4 protein-coding genes are annotated in these 2,595 nt (G+C 71.9%); 3 read left to right on the top strand and 1 reads right to left on the bottom strand.

The annotated features are described in order from the left end of the window. Window positions 1–386 (bottom strand): phytanoyl-CoA dioxygenase family protein (locus tag AC2VNT_RS14835; RefSeq protein WP_486947580.1); only part of this gene is annotated, 386 nt, incomplete at its 3' end. Window positions 387–404: 18 nt separating this feature from the next. On the opposite strand from AC2VNT_RS14835, the gene AC2VNT_RS14830 reads away from it, so the two are divergent. The 3 genes from AC2VNT_RS14830 to AC2VNT_RS14820 all read left to right on the top strand — a co-directional run. Further along, on the top strand, window positions 405–983 hold the full coding sequence (locus AC2VNT_RS14830; RefSeq protein WP_486947579.1) for a TetR/AcrR family transcriptional regulator: 579 nt from the start codon (window positions 405–407) through the stop codon (window positions 981–983). A gap of 53 nt (window positions 984–1,036) precedes the next feature. Continuing rightward, window positions 1,037–1,960: an ABC transporter substrate-binding protein gene (locus tag AC2VNT_RS14825; protein ID WP_486947578.1), complete on the top strand. Its 924-nt coding sequence runs from the start codon at window positions 1,037–1,039 to the stop codon at window positions 1,958–1,960. A gap of 43 nt (window positions 1,961–2,003) precedes the next feature. Beyond that, on the top strand, window positions 2,004–2,595 hold a 592-nt coding region (locus AC2VNT_RS14820; RefSeq protein WP_486947577.1), incomplete at its 3' end, for a GNAT family N-acetyltransferase.

Here is a 2,595-nt window from a genome sequence, read left to right as displayed (position 1 = left end):
AACAGGTAGTTGGGCAGGAACAGCCGATCCAGCAGCGCCAGCACGCGCGGATGATCCACGATCCGATCACAGCTGCGGGTCTTGTTCAGCACGCTGTAGACCCGCTGGGTGGCATGCCCCTCGAAGCCGTTCCGGCCGCGTCGATCCAGCAGCGGCGCGACGTCGTCGCGGATCCGGTGGAGCTCCTCGCCGGGCAGCAGATCCGGCAGGATGACGTATCCGTCGCGCCGAACCGCGGCCAGGTCCGCCTCGACGACCGCCGCGTCGACGCTCGCTCCGCTGCTGGCGGTCCGGCGATAGGTTCCGGCCAGATCACCGCTCAGATCGGCTATCGAGGACACCTCGGCGCTCATCGCGACTCCTCGCGCTCGGTAACATAATCGAATTCTGTTATGTTTGCGACTATGGCACGCGCCCCGGTCGGACGTCAACAACTGCTCGACGCCGCACGCGATGAGTTGGTCCGCGGCAACGGTGCGATGGAACTCGGTGCGCTCACCCGGCGCGCCGGATTGAGCACCGGGGCGCTCTATCACCACTTCGGCTCGAAAAGCGGCCTGCTGGTGGCGATCTACACCGCCTTCTACGACGGACTCGGCCACGCCATCGCCGACGCGCAGCTGCCGTCCGGGGCCGACTGGGGCACCCGGGAACATGATCGCACCCGGTGTTTCGTCGCTTACCACTTCGCCGACCCGCTGGCCCCGATCCTGCTCAATCGCACGGCGCCGGACCCGCAGCTCACCGAGCTGGAGGCGGTCTACGTCCAGAAGCTGAGCGACAGCGCCGCCGACAACATCCGGCGAGGCCAGCGGCTGGGCCAGCTGCCCACCGGCATCGACGCCGACAGCGCCGGCGCTTACGTGATCGGCGGGCTGCGCCACGGAATCGCCCAGCAGCTCCGGGCCACCCCGATCCCCACTCCCGGCCAGGCCACCGAGCGGCTGTGGCGACTCACCGCCGCCGCCCTGGGAGTCCGCTGAGCCGGCGGGCGTTCCGGTGGCCGGGCAACGACCACGACGGTTAATATCCCGCGATGCGACAGCGGTGGACCCGGCGCGGTTTCCTGGGCGCCGCGGCGGCGACCACGCTGCTCGGCGTCGCGGGCTGTTCGCGGCGGCGAGCCGGTGACACCGCGCCGAGCCAGTCGGTGACGGTCTCGCACGTCTTCGGCGAGACCACCGTTCCGGAGCCACCCAAGCGGGTGGTCTGCGCCGGCTACACCGGCCAGGACGACCTGCTCGCACTGGGAGTGGTGCCGATCGCGGTCACCGACTGGTTCGGTGATCAGCCGTACGCGGTGTGGCCGTGGGCCCGGGCCAAGCTCGGCGCTGCCAAGCCGGTGGTGCTCCGCCTGGACGACGGCATCCCGGTCGAGCAGATCGCCGGGCTGAGGCCCGATCTGATCGTGGCGACCAACGCCGGGGTGGACGCCGACACCTACGCCAAGCTGTCGGCGATCGCCCCGACCGTGCCGCAATCCGACGGCGACGCGTTCTTCGAGCCGTGGAAGCAGCAAGCGGCGGCGATCGGCCAAGCGGTGCACCAGGGCGACCGGATGCAGTCGCTGGTCGACGCCGTCGACACCGGGTTCGCCGATGTCGCGAGCGCCCACCCGCGCTTCGCGGACAAGAAGGTGCTGTTGCTCTCCGGCAGGCTGGGCCGGGGCAGCGTGCTGGTGAGCACCGGCTGGCGCACCGACTTCCTGACCCGGATGGGCCTGCATGTCGTGGACGCGTCGCGCACCCCCGTTCTCCACGATGCCGACGTGCTGATCTGGACCACCGAGAGCGACGACGAGCGCACCGCCCTGCAGGCCGACCCCGAGATCGCCGCCGTCGCCAACCGCAGCGTCTTCACCACCGTCGACCTGGCCGCCGCGATCGCGTTCGCCTCGCCGCTCAGCTATCCGCTGGTGGCCGAGCAGCTGCCCGGGCTGATCGGCAAGATCCTGCACTGACCGCGGGTTCCACCCCGGGCGTGCTGGCTGGTAGACCTGGGGTGTGCCCACCCAGGTTCACACCGCCCGGCTCGTTCACACCGCCGACGTCGACGCCGAAACCCGGCGTGGTGCCCGGCAGATGGTCGTCGAGGCGTACTCCGGCCAGTTCACCGAGATCGACTGGCAGCACGCGCTCGGCGGCATGCACGCGCTGATCTGGCAGCACGGCGCGCTGATCGCGCACGGCGCGGTGGTGCAGCGGCGCCTGCTGTACCGGGGCGCCTCGCTGCGTTGCGGGTACGTCGAGGCGGTCGCCGTCCGCGCGGACCAGCGCGGGCAGGGGCTGGCAACCGCGGTGCTGGACGCGTGCGAGCAGGTGATCCGCGGCTGCTATCAGCTGGGTGCGCTCAGCTCCGCCGGGCTCAGCCGCCGGCTCTACACCACCCGCGGCTGGCTACCCTGGCGTGGGCCGACCTCGGTGCTCGCCCCGACCGGCCGAACCCGCACCCCGGATGACGACGGGACCGTCTTCGTCTGGCCGGTGGGGGGGGGCCGGGACACCGCCCCGGCGAGCGCCGGCGCCGGGCGCGCCGGCGCCGGCGGGGCGCCGCGGACCCCCCCCCCCCCCCGGAGGGCGGCAGCACCCACCACGC

Source organism: Mycobacterium sp. TH-M15 (assembly GCF_057473705.1).
Note: the sequence above shows the minus strand (reverse complement) of the source record. Positions and strands in the feature narration are given on the sequence as shown.

What these genes read in the sequence shown, in the direction of transcription:
- AC2VNT_RS14830 (WP_486947579.1), top strand. Translation starts at nt 405, where the DNA reads ATGGCACGCGCCCCGGTCGGACGTCAACAACTGCTCGACGCCGCACGC.
- AC2VNT_RS14825 (WP_486947578.1), top strand. Translation starts at nt 1,037, where the DNA reads ATGCGACAGCGGTGGACCCGGCGCGGTTTCCTGGGCGCCGCGGCGGCG.